The sequence below is a fragment of the Fastidiosipila sanguinis genome, assembly GCF_002998295.1.
Taxonomy (GTDB): Bacteria; Bacillota; Clostridia; order Saccharofermentanales; family Fastidiosipilaceae; genus Fastidiosipila; species Fastidiosipila sanguinis.
The window spans coordinates 1,190,474-1,214,636 of the sequence record NZ_CP027226.1; the positions used below are offsets into that span (position 1 = coordinate 1,190,474).

Genomic DNA, 24,163 nt, shown 5'->3' on the forward strand with positions numbered 1-24,163 from the left:
AAAAAAGCTAGATTAGAATAATTAACTGACTGACAAATTCTATCAGTTAAAAATCTTCTCTAGCTCAAAATTTTTATCTAATTTCAGGTGAATTACTTAGTACCGAACAATCTATCACCTGCATCACCTAGACCAGGATAAATATAGAAGTGTTCATTCAATCCTTCATCTTCAGCTGCACAGTAAATATTTACATCTGGATGTTGTCTATGCAATTCTTGAATACCTTCTGGAGCAGCAATTATGCAACAGAACTTGATGTCGTTAATACCTCTTTCTTTTAAGAAAGATACTGCTGCTGCAGCGCTACCACCTGTAGCTAGCATAGGGTCCAATAAAATTACTGTTCTAGAAGCACTATCTTCTGGTAACTTGCAATAGTATTCTACTGGCTCTACAGTTTCAGGATCTCTATATAATCCAATGTGTCCAACTTTCGCTGATGGAATTATGCTTAACATACCATCAACCATTCCTAAACCTGCACGAAGTATTGGAACTAATGCTAATTTTTTACCGCTAACTTCCTTGAAAACACCTTTTTGTACTGGTGTCTCTACCTCTACATCTGATAAAGGCAAATCTCTTGTAACTTCATATGCCATTAGCAATGAAACTTCATTAGCTAGTTCTCTGAATTCTTTTGTTGGAGTGTTTACGTCCCTCATCCTTGTAACTTTATGTTGAATTAAAGGATGGTCAAAAACAAACACTTTACCTTGTTCTGCCATAGTTTCCCCTCCCAATTTTTACTTATATTATTTTAGACTTAACATCGCGATGAATCAAGCTTAAAATTTCATTTTGAACTAAGCAATATATATATAATCAATGTATGTGAGTTAAAGCCATTGCCTTGTATCTTTTTTACAATTCCTGTGTAAGTTTTTTATGCATATTGTCGAATTGTTAAATATTAATGATTTCATTGTATTTATGCATTAGACTTAGGCCTTTATCTGTAATATTATTAAGTTATCAAATTTAGATCGGGTTTAACAAGGTCTAAATAACGGTTATCCGGATGAATGTTTTTTATTAATGTAGTGGATATTTAGAATTCTAATTTAAAATTTTACTGTAACTTAATGAATTTAAATTCAATTTTCAAAAAAGTGAATAATTTGATGCTGTCTTTTTGTTCACAGAAAGGAGAAGAATATGAAAAATAATTTTTTCACAGAAATGCAAAAAGTCATTTTAGGAGAACTTGTACGCAAATACAGGCTACGTAACAATAAATCCCAAGCTGAACTTTCTTTTTATGCTGAGATGAACCCTAGTTATTTATCTACTATAGAGTGTGGAAATAGTATGGTTACAATTACTAAGTTAATTGATATTTGCAAATCTCTAGAAATGAGCCCTGCATTGTTCTTAGAAGAATTTGTCCAAGAACTCAATAAATTTTTAGATAAAGATTCTAGAATAAAACAAATTGATGATATCAAGGATTCTCCTGAAGAAGATTCTTTCAATGTAAATACTCAATAAGTTAACTCAAAACTGCAACTACAATATATTGTAAATAGAAAACTGAAAAAATATGTTAAATACATATACTCCTAACTGCACTAGACTATCATTTTTTGAATTGCCTCTTCAATTATTGATTTCTAGCTTAAGTCAGGACTGGGCACCTGTTACTCAGGTGCCTATTTTATTTGAGATTAATTAAGAAAGTCACACAAATTTATCATTTATAAAGTAGAATATGTATATGCCAGAATTACCAGAAGTTGAAACAATAACAAGAAATTTAAATATTAACTTAGTAGGTCAAAAATTACTAAGTATCGATTTTCTCAGAAAAGATATTATTGCTGAGAAATTAAATCCTGTTTCTGAGTATCTTTTATTAGGGGAATCAATAATAAAAGTTTTCAGATACGGTAAGTATCTTCTATTTCAATTTACCAATAATTACTTAATGATTGTTCATCTAAGGATGACTGGAAAGTTGCTATATTTACCTCTTCTAAGTGAAGAAGATAAAAATTTATATTTAAATCATAAGCATACTCATGTTATTTTTAATTTTTCTGACGGAGAGTTGCTATTTAATGACGTTCGACGTTTCGGTAAAATTTATTTTAGTAAAATAGACAATTCTGTTACCTTAGAAGAATTATTAAACTCTGGGCCGGATGCTTTATCAGAAAACTTCAGCAAAGATTATTTATATCAAAGATCTCAGAAGAGCCCTAAAAAAGCCATTAAAACATTTTTACTTGATCAGAAAATTGTTGCGGGTATTGGTAATATCTACGCTGATGAATGCCTATTTTTAGCTGCCATTAAACCTAATAGAGCTGCCGCAAGTTTAACTAGAGAGGAATCATCTACCTTACATGATAAAATAATCCAAGTTCTAGAAGATTCAATTCTTTCCGGAGGAACTACTTTTAGTGATTATAGAACCGCTGATAATCATAAGGGTAACTTTCAAAATAAACTATTTGTTTACGGACGAGCTGGAGAAAGTTGTAGAATCTGTTCTAATACATTAGAGTCCATTAAAATTGCAGGAAGGACTACTGTGTATTGCCCTAAATGTCAAATATAACTGTTCCAAACGAATAATATGCACTCATAAATTAATATTTATTCTGCAATAAAACATATTTCCAACTTCTCATTTGATATTGTCAAAATTTATTTGTTATATATATTTAGTCAACGTATTTTCACTTTTCAACAAATATATTGATAAGTTTTATTTATCGGAATTTTACTGTAAATTTAACTAGAGGTTTTGTTACTTTTTTATTTTTTATTTTTAAGTATATTTTTGATCTAAACTTATACAAAAAAGCAAATTTAGATGAATATATCACGCGGGAAACTGTATATTTATTAGTAACAAAACCTCTAGTATATTTTACAATTCAAGTAAAAAATTAATACTTTTCTACCCAACGAATAAAAGTAGTATGTGAGATATTTAGGGCTTCTCCTGCCTCCCTTGAACTAATTTTTTTATCTTCATATTCTCTTTTTAAACGGAAAAACTCTTTTGGAATTTCATATGCTGGTCTTCCAAATTTTATGCCTTTTTTCTTTGCTTCTGCAATCCCCTCCTTCTGTCTTTGTAGAATAAATTCTCTTTCAGTTTCAGCTACATAACTTAGCAGCTGTAGTATTATTCCTGAAATTAATTCTCCTGTTAATCCATTGCTTGTCCTAGTATCTAAGATTGGCATATCTATAATATAGATATCTACATTTTTATCTTCTTTTAAATACCTCCAAGCTTTAAGCATATCTTTATAGCTTCTGCCGAGTCTATCTAGACTCTTAATTACTAACAAATCTCCTGCCTCGAGAACATTAAGCAGTTGATTGTAAGCCGGACGATCAAAATCAGCTCCAGACCACTTATCCTCAAAAATATTCTCTCTTTCTACTCCAAACTTTTCCAAAGCAGAATATTGTCTATCTGTTCGCTGTTCTACAGTCGAAACTCTAACGTAGCCAAAGGTCCTCATATTTTTCTTTCCTTCATTCATACGTTTCCCACCTTTCAATAATAATTATTTTTATAGAGAAACAAATAAACAATATTAAACAAACTTTGAGAAATTGTGCTTATTAAAACATAAAAATAGGACTTCCAATCTTTACAATTGAAAGTCCTATAATTTCACAAGTTGATTTTTAAACTTAAATCCTAATCGTTTCTGTTTCTACCACCAAACAGAATTATTAGCCTCATTAAGGAGAGTAGTGATGCAGTAGCGGCTGCAACATATGTTAACGCAGCAGCACGTAAAACTTTTGAGGTTGCTTTTAATTCATCTCTATCAAGTACATTCATACTTTCAATATGAGCAAGAGCTTTTCTAGAAGCACCAAACTCAACTGGTAGAGTAACTACTTGGAATATAAATGTTAATGAGAAAAGTAATATACCTATATTTATCAAAGTCTGGTTATAACTTAAAACTATACCCAATAAAATTATTGGCATACTAAGCATAGAACCAAAGTTTACAGCTGGAACCATATATCGTCTCAATTTCATAGCCCAGAACCCCTCAGCATCTTGCATAGCATGTCCTACCTCGTGTCCAGCAACACCAATTGCACCGATTGTAGTCATACTGTGCGTTGTTTCTGACAAGTTTAAGGTTTTGTTCATAGGGTTATAATTATCTGATAAATTCCCTCTTGTACTTAAAATCTGCACATCGTAAATACCGGCTTTTTGCATCATTTTTGCAGCAAACTCTGCACCAGAAATTCCGCCTTTATTGCTAATCTGTCCATATTTATTATAGGTGCTTTGCATATAAATTGAAGCACCTGCAGAAATAAGCATACCTATCAAAACTAGTATATAAGTACTATCAAAATAAAAAAATGGCATATACAACTCCTTCTAAAATTTTATATAATCGCTCACCCAAAAAGAATAGAGAGACAATCTTTTCAATCAATAAACTCTGTGTCTTCACTATTTCTCGACGTAAATTTAGAGTAAATATAATTATACCTTATTTAGCTACTATAAAGTTAAAACGCAATTAAAGCAATTAAATAATTAATTATTAATTTTACTATAAATAAACAATTTCTAAGCTGCTTCCTTTGTTTGTCTTCTTGACTCTAACTTGTTGCATAATCGCATCCTTAAGTTCATTCACGTGTGAAATTATTCCTATCATAGTAGATTCATCCGACATTGAAGACAAAAGTTTTGTTGCTCTTTGTAAAGCCTCCTCATCTAAAGATTCAAAACCTTCATCAATAAACATTACCTCTATCTCTATTCCACCCTTTAATTCTCGTATAGTATCAGACAGACCTAATGCTAAAGCAAGTGAAGCCATAAAAGTTTCACCTCCAGATAAACTATTAACGCTTCTACTTTTGCCTGTATAGCTATCTAAAACATCCAATTCCAAGCCATCCTGACCACTACCTCGACTAGCCTCTTCTCTATGCATCAGCAGATACCTGCCATCGCTTAACGTACTAAGTCTAGTATTAGCTGCTTTCAGTATTCTTCTAAAATAGTAAGTTTGTACAAATTGTTCGAAGGTAGTTTTCATTTTACCTCCTCGAACTTGTCCATTACTTAAAGCAGAAAACTCTTGATAAAATGCTTGCTCTTCTCTAACATTTACTAGTTCTTTACTCAGGGTTCTAAGATTTTGTGATCTCTTTCTAAAATCATCACTTAATTTTTGCAAGATATTATATGTATAAAGGAACTTATCATAAATCGCACTTGCTTGCTGCAGCTTGTCCTGAGCCATATCGAGATTTGGTTTCTCAAATTCGGAAGTTTTATTTTCAAGTTCAGCAATACGTATATTAGTTTGTTCATACAAACTTTCATATTCTGAAATCATCTTTCTAATAATTTCTAAGTCTTCTGTATTTCGCTCTGCTAATTCAAATTCACTTAAATCAACAAAACCATACGCTTTCAATCTTTGCTCTAAATCAATTCGTTTAGAAGATAAGTCATTCTTTTTCTGTTCTAAATTTCTATTATCAACCTCAACTTCTGTAGAGAGTTTTATATTCTCTTTATTAACGTTCTCTAGCATAAGCTGAAGTTCATTTTGATCAGATTTTGCCTTACTTAACTCGGCATCTTTTTCACTTATAATTTTTGCTAATTTCTCTGAATTGAACTGCTCATATTTAGATTCATCTCGAGAAACAATTGCTTTTAGGGATATGCTCTCCCTTTCCAGTTTAGTTTTTGCTTCAATAACTCCTTCAAAATCTTCCTTTATTTGATTAAGATCAACTTCAACTTTATTTTTATTGTTCTCTAATTCTTTCTTAGCTTTTAGAGCCTCATTTAGTTCTGCCGATAGAGCATTCAATTTGTTAGCTTTGTTCTTCATAAGCTCTTCAATTTTATTAATACTATCTTGGATCAAAGATACATCTTTATTTTCAAAAGCACTCTGTAAATACTCGTTTATCTCTTGCAGGTTAAAATCAAGCTTATTCTTATTCAACACTAGTTTATTAATCAGCTCTGCACTTTTGTCGTTAGCAATTTGGTTTTGTTCTCTAGCATAATTCCAATCAGCTTCAGTCGCAGATTCAACATCTTTTGTTGCAGGATTTGGGTGCTCTAACGATCCACAAACAGGACACTCTTTACCAACTTCAAGTCTATCTGCTAAAATACCAGCTTGACTTGCTAAAAATTTTCTTTCTACTTCTGCTAAATTAAGTAAACTTTTCTTTTTATTCTCTGACGCTATATTAAATCTTTCTTCTAACTCCGATCTCTCTTTCAACAGATCATTGAGATCCGCAAAATGCGCTTTAGCTTTATTAAACTCTTCTCTATTTTTTTTGAAATTGTCTATATCATTCTTATGAGAGGATGTTCTAATTTCTAAATCGTTATATTTACTTAACTCCTGCTCTAAACTAAGCAATTTATTATTCTGAGCATCGAGCTTCTTAGATATTTCAAGTTCTTGCAAATATAATTTTTGAGTTTTATCGTTGAGTTCGAGTTCTTGGGTTTTCATCTTTTCATATTGAATTACCTCAGGAAGTAGTTGTTTCCAACTCCTTAATTCTTGCTCTTGTTCTTCAATATGGCTCCATTTTTCTTTGAAATTGGATAGATCTAGCTCTAACTTCTGACGTTTTTCTTGAATAAGACTTAACTTAGCTTGCTTAATCTCCAGTGTTTTCTCTAATTGTTGATGTAGTAATACTTCATGTTTATATGCGTCAGCATAAGGTTTAACTTTCTCCGCATTTTCTGCTGTAACAAGCTCATTCTTTTTATCCTGTATTAAATTATAGTTTTTCTCTAATTCTAACTTTCTGGCTTGCTTTTTCTCCAATTCAGTAAATAACTTAGATAAACTTATAGCATTGTAGTAGCTTTCATTAACTTTATTATTCTTTGTCTTTATTTCATTGAGAACTTCAGCAAAACCCTGCAAAGAACTCATTATCTTTTGACTAGTACTTTCTAGGTATTCCAACATCTCTTTTTCAAACTCAGGGTTTATTTGGATATCCTCACTCATCCAATCTTGAGTAAAAATAAGTTGATATTTAAAGTTCTCCTCACTAAGTCCTGTGATAGAATTTAAACAGTCCAAATCCTCAGCTAAATTTTTAGCGTTATATTTATCAGTAAAATCAGTAAAAATTGTTTCTAAACTTGATAAAATATCAGTTTTTCTCACCTGTAAAAGTTGTAATTTATTATCAGACTCACGTTTCTTATTTTGTAAAAAAGCTTGGAAATTACTATACATATCAGTTTGAAATAATTTCCTAAAAATATTTGCTCGCTCTCTACTATTAGCTTTTAAAACCTCAGTAAACTCACCCTGGGCAATTAAAGATGTTTGTCTAAACTCAAGATAATTCATTCCTAATATATCTTCAATGATAGCGTTTGCATCTGAAATTTTTACTATTTGCTCTTTGTTCGGCAGAGTAAGCTCGACAGCAGCTTTTTGTGTTGTCCAACCATCGCCTCTTCTACTTGGACGTAAGTAATCAGGATTCCTCCTAACCTCATATATTTCCCCTCTTTGACTAAAACGTAGAAATACATAAGTCTCTGTTTCTGGGTTAGCAAAGTCACTACGTATACTATCCGCTTTTCTCCTGTCACCACTACTCTCAGCAAATAGAGCATAAGTAATAGCATCAAATATACTAGTTTTACCGGCTCCAGTATCCCCTGATATTAAGAAAATATTTTCATTTTCAAGATTGGTAAAATCTAGACTCTCAACTCCTGCATAAGGTCCGAAGGCTGACACTTCTAAATATAACGGTTTCATTTAGTCAACCTCCCTGTCTATTTTTTCTTCCTTTAGACGCAATTCATTCCACAACATCTCTAATTTTTCTGCATCTTTTTCACTTAAATCTATTCCCTGTTGCAATTGATAAAAATTTCTAAACAAATCAATAAAGCCTTGTTGAGAAAAGTCCTCATAGTAATCTTCTGATTCAAGTTCACTCAGTTGATAATCTCTTTCTACTCGTAATTGTACAATATTAGGATAAAAGCTTTGCAGTCTTCTCATTGGATCTACAGGACGCTCAGCATCAGTTAAATTCACTCTCAAAATATCGTTTAATCTAGGTGAATTATTATTGGCTAACTCTCTAGCTTCTGACAAAAGCTCATCTAAGTTCCCGCTAAGTTCTCTTACTTCACGTATTGGATTTAAGTATTTTAATTCAATCTTTGCTGCTTCCCCAACCTCTCCTAATTCAACTATTGGAACAGATTTTCTTTGATTCATTTCAGAAAATGAATATGCTAAAGGTGAGCCAGCATAACGAAGATAGTCTTTTGTTAATCTTTGTGGCCTATGAATGTGTCCTAAAGCACCATACGAATAATCTGCAAGCAACTTTACATCTATGGCATCCAATCCACCAATTATATCAAGCTCTGATTCAGATAATTTGACAGGATCTATACCTGCCCAGAACTGATGCGAAAGAATAACCTTACGTTCATTTCCAGGCAAATTTAAATTTTCTAGTATGAAACGAGTAGCGTCTGTATAAGATTGCAATTGATCAATTGCTTCTGGAAACAAAACCTTAATTTCATGCAACCTAAAGAAAGGCAATAACACAAAATTCACTGGACCATATTCATCACATAACCTTAAAACTTCAGGCAAGCCTTCAAGTTTACCTGCTAGATGAATATTCATATTTTCCAAAATAGGCTTAGCATAAGCTAATCTGGACGGAGCATCATGATTACCAGCAATCATTAAGACATGCACATTTAATTTAGATAGTTCTGCAAGAAAATCACTAAGCATATCAACTGCAAAAGCCTGTGATTGAGCTTTGTCATAAACATCTCCTGAAATTAAAACAGCATCAAGATTTTCTGCGGAAATTATCTCAACTATCTCAGCTAAGATATGTTTTTGATCTTCAATTAAAGATAGTTCATTAAATTTTTTACCAATATGTAAGTCTGCTAAATGTGCGAAACGCATTATCTTGCAAAGCCTTTCTTATTGTTTTGCATACCCTAACACTAGTACTCTAGTCCTGCTAAATAACCCCAATCTCTAACAAAAATTCTCTTATCAGTAGAAGCTTGCTCTTTTTGAACTAGATCAGTAACCTGACTCTCAATAGTATCAACGTAGTGTACTATTGCACATGCAACCGTTGTTGGTCTATCCCCATAATCTCCATGGTGACCAATAATTATAGATTGCAGTTGTCTATAGAATTTTTCATCATAAGTTTCAATAATCTTATCTTTGAACTCTGCTATGTACTCAATTCCTCTAGCTCTATGGTTCGCATACCAATATTCAGCCATCTCTAAATCATTGTATTCAAATACTTTTCCAATATCATGCAAAAAGGTTCCCATGGTCAAAAGGTCAGCATGTTTTTTGAGATAATCATCATTATCTATCAAAACAGCCAAAATTCTTAACATCTTACTTGAATGGTGGGCTAATCCACGAATTACGTTGTCGTGATGACTAGTTGCCGCACCCTCTATCCAAAATCTATTACCAATAGTTTCTGAATTTGTAATCTCGTCTAGTAGTTTCCAACATTTATCACTCACACCGAGCTTACTTAAATGTTGTTTAGCATCATTAAAAATCTCTTCAACTCTATCTTTTTCTACACTTGGAAGAAAATCATGTTTACTCAATTTATCATCTTTTTGAACTTCTATATTTTGTACCGTTAAATAAATTTGGTTATTGAATTCAGATCCTACAACTTCGGCTTCATATACACCCGTTCCATTTTCTAAAACAGTCTTAAAAATCGGCTCATTCCATATTTTAAATTCTACTTCTTGATTTTTATTGACAAATTTTCCTACCATGTAGTCGTCTTTTTTCCCACTCCTAAGCTGTGGTTCAGCGAGTATATAAACAGCTCCTGAAGTTCTCAAACCACGTTCTGTTGCTTTTTCTAAATCCAAAATTGCCATGTGTTCCTCTTTCTAATTAATATATTTTAAGATTTATTTCCTTATAAAAATCATTTAAACAACTAGTCAGTACTACTTAATGAGTTTTAATAACTTCTTAGCTACAGCATCTTCGTCATTGTTACCTATAATTTCATCTGCGATAAGCTTTACATTTTCCTTTGAGTTCTCCACAGCATATGAATAGTCTGCTTCGTTCATCATAGGGATATCGTTTGTATTATCGACAAAAACTAACATCTCATCGGCTCCAGTACTTTCTCTAAGCTCTTTGGTTGCAGTACCTTTATCCACTCCTGCTATATGAACTTCAAGTATCCAGTCATCAGTATAGACATCCAGATAAAGCAAAGTATCAACATTTTCTACTTCATCTATTGCGAGTTTGACATCGCTTAAGTCATCAAACTTTCCTAACAAGGTGAAATAAATTACTTCGAACTTTTTTAAATAATTGTAATTCTCTATTACTTCAAAACGTTTATTGAATTTGACAACTCGTTCATCCTTAAAATATTTCATCTCAGGTGTTAGTTTTTCATCTTCATATGTATAACAAATTAATTCTTCATTTTGAATTGTATATACAAAAGCTGGTACCTTTTTAGTTTCAATAATATCTAAAATTGCATCTCTCTGTGCACAAGTAAAGTTATGTTGTTTAATATAACGCTTATTCTTAAGATCATAGATGGCCATACCATTCATTAAAATTACTGGTTCTTTAATATCTAATCCAGCAAGAATTCCATTTGCTGTGGCAGCTGTTCTAGCAGTAGCAATTGAGAAATTTAAACCTTTAGCTATTAAATCATTTATTGTATTTCTAGAAAATTCAGATACTACACCAGAAGTATTCAAAAGAGTACCATCAAGGTCACTTACATATAATTTTTTCATTTTCATCAGATACCACCTTAAAGTATTTCTAATAGATACATTACCACAAAGGGCTTAATCTTGAGTAAGAAAAAACCTCCGAAAAAGTAACAAGTTTCACTTTTGTAAGTTAAAACAATAATCACTTCATCGAAGGTTAATAATCAAAAAATCCAAATTTACTAAGACATTTTACTTTTTACTTGTCTTTTTAGTTTTTTTGCTAGTAGAAGTTGTTTTTTTATCTGATGCATCCTTCTTAGGACTCTTCTCTAGAGTTTTTTCATCTTTCTCAGTAACAACTTCTTTTAAAGTTTCTTCGCCACAAACTCTTAGTATCCATTCTTTTGCATCTTCTAGTTCTAAAGGAATAATATCTTCCTCAGAATATTGAGATTCTGCACCACCTTGAACTAGCAAGAAGAAGTCACCTGCATTTTTCTTATACATCTCTTCTTCGAATCCATAAGGGTTACCAAATTCACCTTCTACATTTTTGCCAATGTATTTTGACTTCTCTGTATCATATATCTTTCTACCAATCTTTTTTCTCATTCTAAAGCCTCCTAATAGAATTTAAACGCTTATACACCGAATTGATGTACTATACATATTATACATAAATCAGTACAAATAGCGCAAATAGCTTTATTTGCAGTAAAAGTTTTTACATTCAACCACGGTGAATTTAGCAATCAAATGAATTTTCATAACTCTATTTCAGAAAATCACAAAACTACTTAACCACGATATTAACTAATCTCTGTGGAACGTAAATTTCTTTAACAATGGTCTTGCCTTCAAGATATGATTGAACTCCCTCAAGTTCCTTTGCTCTAGCCATAACTTCATCCTTATCCAAGTCACGAGCTATGACAAGCTTATCTCTAACTTTACCATTGACTTGAACTGCAATCTCTATCTCATTTTCAATAGTCTTGCTTTCTTCAAATTCTGGCCAAGTCTGGTCTGTTATTCTGCCTGAGAATCCTACATTCTCCCAAATCTCTTCGGCTATATGAGGAGCAAATGGGTTTAAAAGTATCAAGAATGTTGCTAATTCTGCTTTATTAACTTGACCTAAGTCAAAGAATTTGTTTATTAAAGTCATAAGTTGGGCTACAGCTGTATTGCCCTTTAGTTTCTCAATATCTTCGCCAACTTTTTTAATGCTTTGGTGCATCAATGTTTCTGTATCAGTTCTATATTCCTCACCATCTACAAGTATTTCTTGTAATGACCAGACTCTCTCCAAGAATCTCAAGCAGCCTTTAATACCGTTTGTATTCCATGGGGCAGCTTTCTCAAAGTCACCGATAAACACTTCGTAAACACGCAATGTATCAGCACCATAATTTTCTATAATTTCATCTGGGTTTACTACATTACCTCTGGACTTACTCATTTTCTCGCCATTCTCACCTAAAATCATTCCATGAGATGTACGCTTCATGTAAGGTTCTGAAGTATCCACTACTCCCAGATCAAATAAGAACTTGTACCAAAACCTTGAGTACAATAAGTGTAAGGTTGTATGCTCCATACCACCGTTATACCAGTCTATAGGCATCCAGTAATCAATCTTATCCTTACTTGCTAATGCTTCATTATTATGTGGATCAACATATCTTAAGTAATACCAAGAAGATCCTGCCCATTGAGGCATGGTATCAGTTTCTCTCTTAGCTTTACCACCACAATCAGGGCAAGTTGTCTCTACCCAGTCAGTAATATTTGCTAATGGAGATTCTCCGGTATCAGTAGGCTCATAAACCTCTACTTCAGGTAGTGTCAAAGGTAATTCACTCTCTGGCAACGCTACTAGACCACAGTTCTCACAATCAACAATAGGAATTGGTTCTCCCCAATAACGTTGACGACTAAATACCCAGTCTCTTAATTTGAAGTTAGTTTTTCTTTCGCCAATATGTTCTGACTCAAGCCATTCAAACATGAATTCAATGGCATCTTTAACATCTTTACCATTTAAGAAATCAGAGTTCACCAAAATTCCACTATCTGTATCGGTATAAGCAGATTCAGAAATATCTCCCCCACTTACTACTTCAACTATATCAAGATCAAATTTCTTCGCAAATTCATAGTCTCTAGTGTCATGAGCTGGTACTGCCATAATTGCTCCTGTACCGTATGTGGACAAAACATAGTCAGAAATAAAGATAGGAACTTCTTTATTATTTGCAGGATTGATTGCACTTATACCTTCAATTTTCACGCCTGTCTTTTCTTTATTCATTTCAGTACGCTCAAAATCAGACTTGCTTGCTGCAAATTCCTGATAGGCCTTAACCTCATCAAGATTTTTGATTTTATCCTCATTTAACTTCAACAATTCATGTTCAGGGGATAAGACTAAATAAGTCGCACCAAAAATAGTATCAGGACGTGTTGTATATACTTCAATAAATTCATCTATATTAGTATTAAATTTAATTTGAGCACCATGAGATCTTCCGATCCAGTTTTTTTGTTGTGTCTTAACTCTTTCGATAAAGTCTAGGTCATCTAAATCATCAACCAAGCGATCTGCATACGCTGTTATTTTCAACATCCATTGCTCTTTATCTTTATGAATTACTTGAGCACCACAACGCTCACAAGCTCCATCGATTACCTCTTCGTTAGCTAGAACTGTTTTATCTTCAGGACACCAGTTAACTTTCATCTTAGATTTATAAGCTAAGCCTTTTTTGAATAATTGAATGAATATCCATTGAGTCCATTTATAATACTCAGGATCTGTGGTATTTATCTCTCTATCCCAGTCGAATGAGTAACCTAGAGACTTCAATTGGCGTTTAAAGTTTGCAATATTATTTTTTGTAACTATAGCAGGATGTATCTTGTTCTTGATAGCAAAATTCTCTGTAGGCAAGCCAAAAGCATCCCATCCCATTGGATATAAAACGTTGTAACCTTCCAGACGTCTCTTACGTGCAACTAAATCCAAAGCAGTATATGATCTTGGGTGACCTACATGCAATCCATTAGCTGAAGGGTATGGAAACTCTATTAAGCAATAAAACTTCTCTTTATCGCTGAAATCCTCTGCTGCAAAAACTTTAGTTTCATCCCAAATATCTTGCCATTTTTTCTCTATTTCAGAAAAATTATAACTCTGCATACTCATTCTCCTAATCGCTTAAACTCTTATCAAAATATTATACACGACTTTAAAATATTAGTTTTATTTCATCACAAAATAACTGCCATAAATATCAATCTATTTAGATTTCTCTTTTTTTCCAACAGAGAAAGTAATAAATTCACTTTCGCTTGGAAGTTTATTTTCAATTGGTTTTAAGGCTGTAATTAATAGAAGCTCAATAATTATATATAGTATACCCATTATTGCCGAGTTCAAAATTCTTGGTTTCATTAGTACATATATAGACTTCCCTAGAAGTTCTGCCAAGAAGTAAGATCTTAATAAAATCGAACAAAGTATGGTAGTGATAACATTTGTAGCCAAGATTACTTTCCAGTCAACTTTCTTTTTATTAAGAAGCATCATAAGTCCTGCAATAAGACCTTGTAATCCAGCAGTTATAGTAAAACCCCAGTGAAATGCTGCTCCATTAGAATTTATAAAAAATGCTAATGTATTTGTAATTATTGCGATAGCAAAGCCATAAATAGGTCCCAATATATAGCCAGCAATATGCAAAACTGCGTTAGCAACACTAAACTTAAAGACTACTATATATACATTCAGGTAAATGGAGCATATCAAAGTAATAGCTATTAAAATAGATGCTAAAGCTAATCTTTTCAACCTATATTGCCTATCCAAAAAATCTTTTACATTTCTTTTGTTCATCAATTAACCCTCCGAATAAAAACTCCTATTTCTCAAAGTTTACTGTCAAAGTATTAAAAAAGCAATTACAGCATTTATGAGTAATTTGTATACTTTTTCATAATCAAACAAAAAACTGTTAAGCAAATAAAAATCCCGAAAACCTTTTAGTTTACGGGATTCTAGTATGGTGGGTGATACAGGACTTGAACCAGTGACCTCTTGCGTGTCGAGCAAGCGCTCTGACCAACTGAGCTAATCACCCGTGTATTCAATTTGATATTTACTTATCTTAATTACATCAGTATAAAAGTTCACTAACATTCAGCTGCACTTTTCAAAAGCTTCTTCTTAAGACAGTGATATGAATTATAGAGAGTATTTCAAATATAGTCAAATAATTTTTTTGTCTATATTAAGTCTTGTAAAGTGCAACATAAACTGAAATTGTTTTTTGTACAATGTTAATTGTTTACGCTATGGCTAAATATTTACTATTTGCACTGTTTCCTTCTAATACTTTCCTTGGGTAACTATTAATAAATTCCTCTAATTTATTTATTTCTCTCTGTGGTATATCTTTTAGTTTTGTACCTTTAGGAATAAAATATCGGATAAATCCATTTAGATTTTCATTGCTTCCTCGCTCCCAAGATGAGTATGCATGCGCATAATAAACACTAGTTCTATATTTCTCACTATATATAGATTTTTCCATGCTTTTCCAGTCTTGAAACTCTGCTCCATTATCTACCGTTATACTCTTAAACTTTTCTCTAAATGCTCTTGCTCCTAGTTTTCTTTCTATAGAATTAAGCTTCTTTACTACAGATTCTTGTCTTTGCGTATTTATCTTTAAAATAATGCATTCTCTTGTAAATCGATCTACAAGTGTCAATAAACAAGTCCTATCTCCCTTACTAGACTCTATACAATCCATCTCCCAGTGCCCCGTCTCTGTACGCTCTTCTATAGCTTTTGGTCTATGGTTTATTCTCTTCTTATCTGGTGGAGATAAGCGCTTTTCTATATAGCGTTTTCTTTTTCTAGGTTTATTTCCTTTACGTGGAAGATCTTTCATTGTTACTTCTAGGAAGACTTCTTTTTCTACATAGTTGTAAATAGTTCTAGTACAAAGTCTTTTATCTGTAGGCCAGCCAACTCTGTCAAAATACATTGTTATTGCTGCTGGAGAGAATTTAAGATTATTTATTCTATTCATCTCTTTTCCTATTAGCATGTTTTCTATTATTTTGGCTAATATATGGTCGTTACTAATCTTTAAAGATGGTCCTTTATTACTCCAAGTTTTTTCTACTGTTTTCTGAGCTACTACAGAGGAATATGCTGTGTATTCTTCTAGCATAGAATTCTTTTGTTTGACTTTACCGCGTTTTAGTTCTCTAGATAGAGTTGCTTCACTCCAGCCTAATATCTTTGCTAACTCTTTTTGATTTAATTTATCTTTTTTAGGTCGCTTCAAATTCTCATTATATAAATACTCTAGATGCTTTCTATCTTCTATTGTTAAATGCTGACCTGCTTCTCTTTTCCTGATATAATGTAATTGGCTCATACGATCCTCCTTTGTTTCGTTTTTCCAATTAACATTGTACAGGATTGTTTGAGCCTTTATTATTTCAGTTTATTTTACAACTCGCCGTCTATATTAAGTCTTTCAAAACGCAAAAAATCTTTTCCTCATGCAAAACTTATATTTAAAAATCCGAACATATAAAAAGCTCTTCCATTTAGATTTTAATAAATGGAAGAGCTTCTAGTATTTTAATTAATTCTATTTATACACCTAACAGCTAAGATATTACCTCTGCATGAGCCTCTGCTTCTTCAAACTCCGGACGAACTATTGCAATAGGTTTAGTACTCTTACCTCTATTTTTATTACGTAATTTAATTAATAAATATATTGTTGGAATTATCATTACTAAATAGAAGTATGTTAGATACTGACCTGCCTCTTCTAATCCAAATTTCAATAAAATTTGATTTAATCCGCTTCCTAAGAAGTTGAAAATAATATGCATGAATATTGATTGATAAATAGACTCGGTCCAGATATAGACTAGACCAAACATAATTCCACAAACAGCTGCATATACGGACTGAATTGGGTTCATATGAGCTATACCAAAAATAACTGCAGTCACTATAACTCCTACCCAGTCTGGCATTACTCTTCTAAGCTCACTTAAAACCAATCCTCTAAATACTAGCTCTTCTGCAATTGGCACCAGCACACATACAGAAATTATAGTAATCAAAACATTTTCATTAGAAGTAATTGAAGACATTTGCTCATAAATTTCCATTTGTTCAAACCAAAATTTAGAAACTTGAGCGAGTAAATAGATTAAAAACATCCAAGCCATTGCAATACCAAGACTACCAAAGGTAATTACAGTAGTAGACAGATAGGTCTTACCTTCAGCTTGTTCTTTAAGGACATATCTTTTCTCCCTCTTTTCTCTGAATCTAAGGAAGAAAATTAAAGCAATTATCTGTACTATTGAATAAACAATAGCGACAACACTAAATTGTTGCACTTGTACATTAGCAAGAGTAGTGACAACTTCTAATGGATCAGCGTTTTCTATGGAGCTTCTCAAAACTGGATCTGAGAGAATTGCGAAAACTAGTCCAGCAACTTGTGCCAAAAACATAGTTCCAAAGAAAAATACTATACCTAATAGTGGCCATAATATTGTTCCAGCATCAAATCCTGGTTTTCTATAATAAGGATTTGTTTCTTTTTCTTGATAATTAGTAAAATCTCTACGATATTCTTGATTATTTTGCATAACTTACCAACTTCCTAACTATTTAAGCTATCTTCCATTCTGGAGTAAAAGATCTCAAAAACTTCATCTAACTCTTCATCTTTACGTATTGATTTAAATATTCTATTGCCTTTTTTATCAACTTGGCTTCTCATAATTACTAGTTCTGGCTCAGGATGGTCACCAAAGTCTGGTTCATAACTTGCTAAACAGATGTAATCTTGGCCATTTAAGCTAAAAGCATCTAATTGGTAAAAGAAAAATTCATTACCATTATCCATATCTTCTAGAACAAGTAATTCTTGGTCAGGATCAATCATTTCAGCTTGTTGATTTGCTTTTTCTCTATTAACCTTCTCGGATTTTTTAATTTGCTTATTCAATTGTTCTTGATTCAGTTCTTCTTGATTCATTTATTATTACCTTTTACTTAGAATTTATTTAATCCAATATATACAAAACCAAAGAATATTAATTGCACAGAATAATACAGTTCACTACTTTTCGAATAGCTCATCTTCCATATCTTCTTCTAAACTCTCAAAATATGCAGAAACTCTATCAAATTCATCACCTGTTATTGATTGGAAATTCATGCTACCATCAGCTTCATTGATAACTTTCGCAAAAATAGCTTCAGGCTCCTCATCAATATTTAGTAAGAATGCGTAAATCTCATTCTCAAACTCGAAATCATCTAGCATATAAAAAGTAAATTCTTCACCTGTTTCAGAATCTTCTAGAATAACTGTAGAGCTTTCTATATCATCGCCTAGAAGCTCTTTAACTTCTTCTAATAATTCTTCTCTTTCTTGTTCATTTTGTTTATCAACATCACTCATAAAAAAATACTCCTCTTCTCTAGTTCTTTTGAAATCTTTGTTTTTCTAAGAACCCTTGTAAAATAATTTCAGCAGCTACTTGGTCAACTTTAGATCTATAAGAACTCTTTTTGCTATTTCCTTGTTGCAAGAATTTAGTAGCCATAACTGTCGTCAAGCGTTCATCTTCAAAGTGCAAAGGCAGTCCAAGGCGAGTTTCTAGTTGCTCTGCAAAAACTTTAACCTTCTCTTCTGCTTCACCTAAACGATTATCTGTACGTTTGGGTAACCCTAATACTATCTCTGAAACATCTAATTCTTTGCAGATTTCTGCTATACGATCCAAAACAGGTTCAACGTCTTGGCCATCCCACTTAATAGTCTCTACACCTTCTGCTGTGTACCCTAATAGATCACTCTTAGCAATACCTACCCTTGCTTGCCCAAAGTCAATTCCTAAATATCTTTTCATAAATAATTCAATCTATTTAATATTATCTTCAATGTAGCTCTTCAGTATAATCTCAAGAATTTCATCACGTTCCATTCTTCTAATTACACCTCTAGCACCATTATGATTTGTAATATATGTAGGATCTCCTGAAAGTAAATAACCTGACAGTTGATTAACTGGGTCATATCCTCTCTCTTCTAAAGCTTGTAGAACTTCTGTAATAATGTTCTTAACTGTGTCTGCCTTGTCCATTTTTAGCTCAAATCTTGTTGTTTGATCATCCATCTTTAAGCCCTCCTATTTTTACCTTTATTATTTCTTCTGTTACGTTTTCTATTATTCCTCTTTGATCTTTTCGATCTATTAGAGTTACTTTCACTATTTAAATCATTTGATTTACTATTTTTATTATATCTATTTCTACTTCTATTTTTACGTTTTTTATTACTAGATGAATTTCTATTATGTCTATTTTTCTCTACTTCTTTTCTCTTAGCTTTTTTGTCAGAAAGACTTCTATCTATTCTACCACTAGAATTTTCATCTACTAGAACCAAGTCTATATGTCTTCTTACTACATCAGCTCTAGCAATTCTTACTTTTACTTTATCACCCATCATAAATAAACGGTGTTTATCTCTACCTTGAGCTGTCATTGTGCGTTCATCATACACATAAAAGTCATCCATTGTTCTGAAAGGTATCATACCCTCCGCTGTACTTGGTAACATGACAAACATACCAGCTCCAACAAATCCAGTGATCTCAGCTTCATAAACCTCACCTAATCTATCTGCGTAGTACTCTGCTACTTTCTGATCAGTACTGGCTCTCTCTGCTAAAACGGCAATTCTCTCAGTATCAGAAACATGTTCTGCTACATCAGGAGCTTCAGCTTTCCACTTTTTGATATTCATATCCGCTCGTAAGAACCCTTTTATAACTCTATGTATAAATACGTCAGAGTATCTTCTAATCGGTGCTGTAAAATGGCTATAATCTTCTAAGGCTAAACCAAAGTGTCCAATAGGCTCATCAGAATAACTTGCTTTTGCGAGAGATCTTAATAAAAGCGTCTCTAGAGTTTTTGCTGCAGGAAGGTCTCTAATTTTATTCAAAATTTTCTTAATATCCTTAGGTCTTGGATCTTTAGGAATCTTAACATCCCTATCTCCAACCATTTTAAGAACTTCCCTAAACCTTAATAATTTCTCCTCATCAGGATTATCGTGCACCCTATAAATAAATGGCATTTCTAATTCAGTAAATTTCTCCGCCACGAAAGAGTTTGCCGCCACCATGAATTGCTCTATTATTTCATTAACAAAGGAATTACTCTCAGGATAAATATCTAGGACTTTTCCATCCTTGTCCACATCTATTGCAGTCTCTGGGAAATCAAATTCTAAGGCTCCACGACTTTGAGATTTGGATTCAAGTATTTCAGCTAATTCTTGCATCCAATGGAACTCACGCATATATTTCTCATAAGATGGGATTGGCTGTTCTTCTAATGCAATTTTCACAGTATCATAATCTGCTCTAAGGTCTGACGTTATAACAGACTCATAAATATCGCCATCTATTAATGTTCCACCTGAGTCATACTGTAGCATGCATGTCATAGCCAATCTAGGCGTATTGGGATTCAAACTACATATACCATTGGACAACTTTGGTGGCAGCATCGGGATAACCCTATCAGCTAGATAAACGCTGTTTCCACGATTCAGTGCTTCTTTGTCTAACGCAGAACCTTCTTTTACATACTCTGCTACATCTGCAATATGTACGTATAATCTATAACTACCATCTTGATCTTTTTGAATAGAAATAGCATCATCCAAGTCTCTGGCATCTATACCATCAATTGTAATTGTTACCAGATCTCTTAAATCTTTTCTTCCTATCTTTAGCGCTTCTTCTAGTGCTTCCTCACTTAATTCATATGGAATAAATTCTAGCTCTGCTTCAACTTCTGCTGGAAAAGTTTCGGATAATCCGTGCATAAGCATAATGGCTTCCATAGCAACATCTGGTCTCGCTGGATCGCCTAAAACTTCAACAACCTTACCCAGTGGATCTGGAGAGTCTGGACTAGAAATCAGCTCGACTACAACTTTCATACCAAAAGGCGCACCATTAAGGTAAGGTTCAGGAATCCTTAATGCATTGATAGATACTAGTTTACCGTCTGGACTAACTAAACCATCTCTACCATCTTGTTCTAAAATACCTATTATTTTCTGCATTAAACCCTCCATTAAAGCTAGTATCTTATTTGTCTTATACTCTCACTTAAGCAAATATTATATTTTCTAAAATCATTCATGTAACTTTCTATATAACATTATAACAATTCTTTTCCATCTTAGAATCGCATATATGCATTCTTAGAATTATTCTTAATTTTTTCATAAATAAAGTATTATTAGTCTTTTTCTCAACATTAAATTATAATTACAATAAAGTTATATAATTAATAGAAATAATTCAGGAAACTAGTTTTATTTAATTAAGAGGAAAATATGGATAAAGACAATAAAAACAATCTTAGCTTAGGCGAAAGACGTAAATTGTATCAAAAAGAGCAGGAAGAAAAACTGCAAAATAAAGAAATGGCATATCTCAAGAATTCAATTCGTCGAGACATGTCTGGTCGTCCAAAAGTTGCAAGTAATGATTTAACAACTGCAGGACTGTTAGGAAAATTTGCAGGTAAGTCAGTTTTGATAGGTATAGTAATTATTCTGATAATAATGGCCTTGATAGGTTCAACTTTGATAGGAATATTAGTTGGCTATATTGCAACTGCTAAAGAAGTTCCTAGCTCACTTTTCACAATAACTCAACAAACATCATATCTTTATGATAAAAACGGTGAGCAAATCGCTGCTCTTACTGGTGATAGCAACATTAACCGTGAGCTAATAGATTATAGCCAGGTTTCTCAAACATATATTGATGAAGCATTTATAGCAATTGAGGATAGAACTTTCAATACAAACATAGGTATTGACCCTAGACGTATTGCTGGTGCTGCAATTAGTACTCTGGCTAACCTAGGGGATTCCGCTCATGGTGGTTCTACTATTACACAACAAACAGTTAAAATGCTTACTGGAGACAATGAAGTTTCCTACCAAAGAAAAGTTCAAGAATGGTATAGAGCTGTTCGTCTTACAGAACAATTACCTAAAGCTAAAATCATGAACCTATACCTTGATTTGGTGCCAATGGGCAATAACTACGTTGGAGTAGGTTCTGCTGCTAAAGCTTATTTTGGTAAAGAAGCTAAAGACTTAAATCTTGCTGAATCAGCACTTCTTGCAGGTATTCCTAAGAGTCCCGCTTCCTATAACCCAAGAACTGAACTAGGTCGCAAAAACATCCAAAGACGTCAAAGAATAGTTTTGCAAGCAATGTTGAGTGTAGGATTCATTACTAGTGATCAATTTGAAGATGCCATAAACTACGAAATTGTCTATTCAAATGAAGATATTAGCTTTACCGGTAATGAGATTAATTCATACTTTGAAGAATTCGTTATCGAACAAGTTACTAGAGATTTGGCTAACAGTGGTAAATACACCGCTGCAGAAGCTTATAGCCTAGTTCAAAACGGTGGTTTGCATATTCATACTTCTTTGGATCCTCTAGTCCAAGATAAATTAGATGAATTATTCCTACAACAAAAGAATTTCCAAAGAGATCCAAGTCTCTATGTTAACTCACCAGAAAAACCAGATGCAGGTACAGTTGTCCTTGATAGTAAAACAAATAACATCGTTGCCATGCAAGGTGGCGCTGGCGAAAAAGAAGCCAATAAAGTCCTCAACCGTGCTACTGATATTCGTCGTCAACCAGGTTCTGTTATTAAACCTTTGGCTGTTTATGCACCTGCAGTTGAAATGGATCTAGTTACTGGAGCTACGATGGTTAAAGATGAGCCTGTTCATATGGATATACATAACCCGAATACCTTATGGCCTACAAACGCTTATGATTCATATTATGGTGCAATGCCAGTTCGAGGAAACCTAAAAATTTCTAATAACGTCCCTGCAGTTAAAGTTCTTAATGAAGTCGGAGTTGATACTGCCAAGACCTATCTTGCTCAAATGGGCATTGATTTAAGAAATGATCCGGTTGGATTAAGTTTAGCCACTGGTTCTTTAAGTTATGGTGTTTCACCTTTGCAAATGGCAAATGGTTTTCAAACTTTAGCAAACGGTGGACTTTATACCGAAAGCAAAGCATATACTCAAGTCTTAGATAGTAATGGTGTTGTTATATTAGAATTTTCGCCAGAATTTGAGCAGGTCTTCTCAGCTGAAACATCCTACATGATGCTAAGGATGATGGAAGATGTTTTGAAAGGCCCATCAGAAAGTGCACCTTATTATGGTACCTTATGGGATTTCGGCCAGATCCATAATGCTAATGGCGAAACAATAAGAACTGCTGCCAAAACAGGTACTACTGATGCCTTCCAGGATGAATGGATTGCTATGATGACTCCGTACTATACAGTTTCAAACTGGTATGGATTTGATAACAAATTAAAACGTTCTTATTTACCAACACTGGATTATAAGAATCAACACTATGCAACTGAAGAATTATTCAAATACATACATAGGGACAAGCCAGCAGCAGAATGGGACAAACCAGCTGGAATAGTTGAATTCTATGTTAGTGCTTCTAATGGATATCAGGTTTCCGGAAATTATGGAAATTCATTCTTAGAGTACTTCAAAGCTGGAAGTCCAATCACACCAAATAGACCTTCAAACGGAGACATTAACTACTTGAATACTGATAAAATCCCTGGATACTATAATAATTTCGCAGCTAGCGGAGGCTACCAATAATAATTATAAAAAAGGAGACTTGTATGAGCAAAAGAGAAGATTATATAGATTGGGATGAATACTTTATGGGAGTATCGCTGTTAGCAGCTAAACGCTCAAAAGACCCTAATACTCAAGTTGGGGCTTGTATTGTAAACCCTGATAATAAGATAATATCAACAGGTTACAATGGTTTTCCTATAGGAATTGATGATGATGATTTTCCTTGGGAAAGAGAAGGTGGTTTTTTAGAAACAAAGTATGCTTTCGTATGTCATGCAGAACTTAATGCAATTCTAAATAATCCCGTAACATCTCTTAAAAATTGTAGAATCTATGTAGCGCTCTTCCCTTGCAATGAATGTACCAAAGCAATTATTCAAGCTGGAATCAAGGAAGTTATCTATATTTCAGATAAATATGCGAACACAGAAGGTACAAGAGCCTCTAAGTTAATGTTTAACGCAGCTGGTATAAAATATAGAGCATTTGAAAGTTCAAAACAGGACTTAACAATAGACTTTTCCGTAGACAGTATTTAGGCGATATTTAGATATGTTAAAAATTACACATCCTACTTTGA

General features: G+C 33.1%; 21 protein-coding genes and 1 tRNA gene. 4 read left to right on the forward strand and 18 right to left on the reverse strand.

Annotated elements, in window-relative coordinates:
• Positions 1 to 92: 92 nt before the first annotated feature.
• Positions 93 to 731, reverse strand: a complete 639-nt coding sequence (upp, locus tag C5Q98_RS05185; protein ID WP_106012596.1) for a uracil phosphoribosyltransferase — start codon at positions 729 to 731, stop codon at positions 93 to 95.
• Positions 732 to 1,161: 430 nt separating this feature from the next.
• On the opposite strand from upp, the gene C5Q98_RS05190 reads away from it, so the two are divergent.
• Both C5Q98_RS05190 and mutM read left to right on the forward strand, forming a co-directional pair.
• Positions 1,162 to 1,494 carry a helix-turn-helix domain-containing protein gene (locus C5Q98_RS05190; protein ID WP_106012597.1) on the forward strand — a complete coding sequence of 111 codons (333 nt, stop codon included), beginning with the start codon at positions 1,162 to 1,164 and terminating at the stop codon, positions 1,492 to 1,494.
• A 226-nt stretch (positions 1,495 to 1,720) separates the two neighbouring features.
• On the forward strand, positions 1,721 to 2,566 hold the full coding sequence (gene mutM, locus C5Q98_RS05195) for a bifunctional DNA-formamidopyrimidine glycosylase/DNA-(apurinic or apyrimidinic site) lyase (protein ID WP_158695717.1): 846 nt from the start codon (positions 1,721 to 1,723) through the stop codon (positions 2,564 to 2,566).
• A gap of 334 nt (positions 2,567 to 2,900) precedes the next feature.
• On the opposite strand, the gene C5Q98_RS05200 is transcribed toward mutM, so the two are convergent.
• The 17 genes from C5Q98_RS05200 to rnr form a co-directional block, all read right to left on the reverse strand.
• Positions 2,901 to 3,509 carry a recombinase family protein gene (locus C5Q98_RS05200; RefSeq protein WP_242967351.1) on the reverse strand — a complete coding sequence of 203 codons (609 nt, stop codon included), beginning with the start codon at positions 3,507 to 3,509 and terminating at the stop codon, positions 2,901 to 2,903.
• Positions 3,510 to 3,670: 161 nt separating this feature from the next.
• Positions 3,671 to 4,369: a zinc metallopeptidase gene (locus tag C5Q98_RS05205; RefSeq protein ID WP_106012599.1), complete on the reverse strand. Its 699-nt coding sequence runs from the start codon at positions 4,367 to 4,369 to the stop codon at positions 3,671 to 3,673.
• 190 nt (positions 4,370 to 4,559) lie between these two features.
• Entirely contained in the window at positions 4,560 to 7,793 is a 3,234-nt protein-coding gene (locus tag C5Q98_RS05210; protein ID WP_106012600.1) for an AAA family ATPase, read from the reverse strand.
• Complete coding sequence (locus C5Q98_RS05215) at positions 7,794 to 8,984, reverse strand: exonuclease SbcCD subunit D (protein ID WP_106012601.1); 1,191 nt, start codon at positions 8,982 to 8,984, stop codon at positions 7,794 to 7,796.
• Between the two features lie 41 nt (positions 8,985 to 9,025).
• Complete coding sequence (locus tag C5Q98_RS05220; protein WP_106012602.1) at positions 9,026 to 9,955, reverse strand: HD domain-containing protein; 930 nt, start codon at positions 9,953 to 9,955, stop codon at positions 9,026 to 9,028.
• 72 nt (positions 9,956 to 10,027) lie between these two features.
• A complete protein-coding gene (locus C5Q98_RS05225; protein WP_106012603.1) occupies positions 10,028 to 10,861 on the reverse strand; it encodes an HAD-IIB family hydrolase in 834 nt (277 codons plus the stop codon).
• A gap of 165 nt (positions 10,862 to 11,026) precedes the next feature.
• On the reverse strand, positions 11,027 to 11,389 hold the full coding sequence (locus C5Q98_RS05230) for a hypothetical protein (RefSeq protein WP_106012604.1): 363 nt from the start codon (positions 11,387 to 11,389) through the stop codon (positions 11,027 to 11,029).
• A 181-nt stretch (positions 11,390 to 11,570) separates the two neighbouring features.
• On the reverse strand, positions 11,571 to 13,979 hold the full coding sequence (leuS, locus tag C5Q98_RS05235) for a leucine--tRNA ligase (protein WP_106012605.1): 2,409 nt from the start codon (positions 13,977 to 13,979) through the stop codon (positions 11,571 to 11,573).
• Between the two features lie 99 nt (positions 13,980 to 14,078).
• On the reverse strand, positions 14,079 to 14,675 hold the full coding sequence (locus tag C5Q98_RS05240; RefSeq protein WP_106012606.1) for a folate family ECF transporter S component: 597 nt from the start codon (positions 14,673 to 14,675) through the stop codon (positions 14,079 to 14,081).
• Between the two features lie 167 nt (positions 14,676 to 14,842).
• Positions 14,843 to 14,919: transfer RNA gene (locus C5Q98_RS05245), tRNA-Val, on the reverse strand.
• A 207-nt stretch (positions 14,920 to 15,126) separates the two neighbouring features.
• On the reverse strand, positions 15,127 to 16,230 hold the full coding sequence (locus tag C5Q98_RS05250; RefSeq protein WP_106012607.1) for an IS30 family transposase: 1,104 nt from the start codon (positions 16,228 to 16,230) through the stop codon (positions 15,127 to 15,129).
• 238 nt (positions 16,231 to 16,468) lie between these two features.
• The gene (locus C5Q98_RS05255) at positions 16,469 to 17,473 is read right to left on the reverse strand and encodes a CPBP family intramembrane glutamic endopeptidase (protein ID WP_106012608.1); all 1,005 of its coding nucleotides are present in this window, start codon (positions 17,471 to 17,473) and stop codon (positions 16,469 to 16,471) included.
• Positions 17,474 to 17,487: 14 nt separating this feature from the next.
• Positions 17,488 to 17,865 (reverse strand): DUF1292 domain-containing protein, encoded by a 378-nt coding sequence (locus C5Q98_RS05260; protein WP_106012609.1) that lies wholly within the window; start codon positions 17,863 to 17,865, stop codon positions 17,488 to 17,490.
• An 84-nt stretch (positions 17,866 to 17,949) separates the two neighbouring features.
• Positions 17,950 to 18,294, reverse strand: a complete 345-nt coding sequence (locus tag C5Q98_RS05265) for a DUF1292 domain-containing protein (protein WP_106012610.1) — start codon at positions 18,292 to 18,294, stop codon at positions 17,950 to 17,952.
• Positions 18,295 to 18,313: 19 nt separating this feature from the next.
• Complete coding sequence (gene ruvX, locus C5Q98_RS05270) at positions 18,314 to 18,745, reverse strand: Holliday junction resolvase RuvX (protein WP_106012611.1); 432 nt, start codon at positions 18,743 to 18,745, stop codon at positions 18,314 to 18,316.
• A 12-nt stretch (positions 18,746 to 18,757) separates the two neighbouring features.
• Positions 18,758 to 19,012: an IreB family regulatory phosphoprotein gene (locus C5Q98_RS05275; RefSeq protein ID WP_106012612.1), complete on the reverse strand. Its 255-nt coding sequence runs from the start codon at positions 19,010 to 19,012 to the stop codon at positions 18,758 to 18,760.
• A gap of 2 nt (positions 19,013 to 19,014) precedes the next feature.
• A complete protein-coding gene (gene rnr / locus C5Q98_RS05280; protein WP_278320012.1) occupies positions 19,015 to 21,003 on the reverse strand; it encodes a ribonuclease R in 1,989 nt (662 codons plus the stop codon).
• Positions 21,004 to 21,255: 252 nt separating this feature from the next.
• Here rnr and C5Q98_RS05285 point away from each other — a divergent pair, with 252 nt between their 5' ends.
• Positions 21,256 to 23,601: a transglycosylase domain-containing protein gene (locus C5Q98_RS05285; RefSeq protein WP_106012614.1), complete on the forward strand. Its 2,346-nt coding sequence runs from the start codon at positions 21,256 to 21,258 to the stop codon at positions 23,599 to 23,601.
• A gap of 23 nt (positions 23,602 to 23,624) precedes the next feature.
• Complete coding sequence (locus C5Q98_RS05290; protein ID WP_106012615.1) at positions 23,625 to 24,122, forward strand: deoxycytidylate deaminase; 498 nt, start codon at positions 23,625 to 23,627, stop codon at positions 24,120 to 24,122.
• Positions 24,123 to 24,163 lie beyond the last annotated feature (41 nt).